At 52.3% G+C, this 1,033-nt stretch carries 1 protein-coding gene; it reads right to left on the minus strand.

What is annotated here, in order from left to right:
* Positions 1–19 precede the first annotated feature (19 nt).
* On the minus strand, positions 20–1,033 hold a 1,014-nt coding region (cpxA, locus tag R7E42_RS25640), incomplete at its 5' end, for an envelope stress sensor histidine kinase CpxA (RefSeq protein WP_318073332.1).

A 1,033-nucleotide genomic window follows, 5' to 3' on the forward strand; every position in this document is an offset into this window, starting at 1 on the left:
CAACTGAAATCTTGTAGGGTTATTTGCCTACTTTGACTAAAGGCAGCGTGATGGAGACGCGCAAACCTCCCAGTGGGCTGCGGCTCGCGACTATCGTACCGCTGTGCTGACGAATCGCACCTTCTGTGATGGTTAACCCTAATCCTGTGCCGCCAGAGTGACGATCACGAGCAGTAGCCACACGATAGAATGGACGGAAAATCGCATCTAACTCTTCATCCGGCACACCATCACCGTTGTCATCGACGGTAATTGTCAGTGTGTCAGTCTTGTCTTGAATGTCGATCTGCACTTCATCTTTTCCGTAATAAATCGCGTTGCGGATGATGTTTTCTACCGCGCTCATCAACAGTTTTGGGTTGCCTGAGATATGTCGCTCAGGGATCTCTGAATAGCGGAGTGTTTTACCCATTTGCTCGGCTTCAAACTGCGCATCTTTAATGATCTCTTCCCACAAACTTTCTATTGGCTGTGTCTCGCGTGTCATGTGGCTGTTCACCTGCATGCGCGAGAGCTCAAGCAATTCGCTGATCATCTGCTCAAGGCGCTGCGCTTCGGTATCAATGCGAACCAACTCAGGGCTGTCACCCTGTTTGCGCGTCGCTAATGCACTGGCCATGCGCAATCGAGTGAGTGGCGAGCGTAATTCGTGAGAAATGTCCGACAGTAAACGCTGCTGACCTGAAATCATCTGATTCGCCGCTTCGCCCATTTGGTTGAAGCTGCTGCCCGCTTGACGAAATTCTGCGGTGCCTTTTTCAAGATTCGGATCGATGACGAACTCACCTTTTGCCACTCTCTGCGCGGCGGCTTCAAGGCGTCTTGCGGGTTGGCTCAGCGCCCAAGCAAGCCACAGCAGTAATGGCGTGCTCACCAGCATGACGGCCAACAGTAACTGGAATGGGTGGTCGAAGAGACGTAGCAGCAGCGGTGGTGGCTCGTTCCATTTAAAGCCAACGTACATCAGCAGTTCAGAGTCGGCCAGAACGATTGGCACAGGGCCGGCAATCATATAGCGGCCATAAAGTCTCTG

Origin of the sequence: Vibrio sp. Vb1337 (genome assembly GCF_033338715.1) — a bacterium.
In the GTDB taxonomy this organism is placed as follows: Bacteria; Pseudomonadota; Gammaproteobacteria; order Enterobacterales; family Vibrionaceae; genus Vibrio; species Vibrio alginolyticus.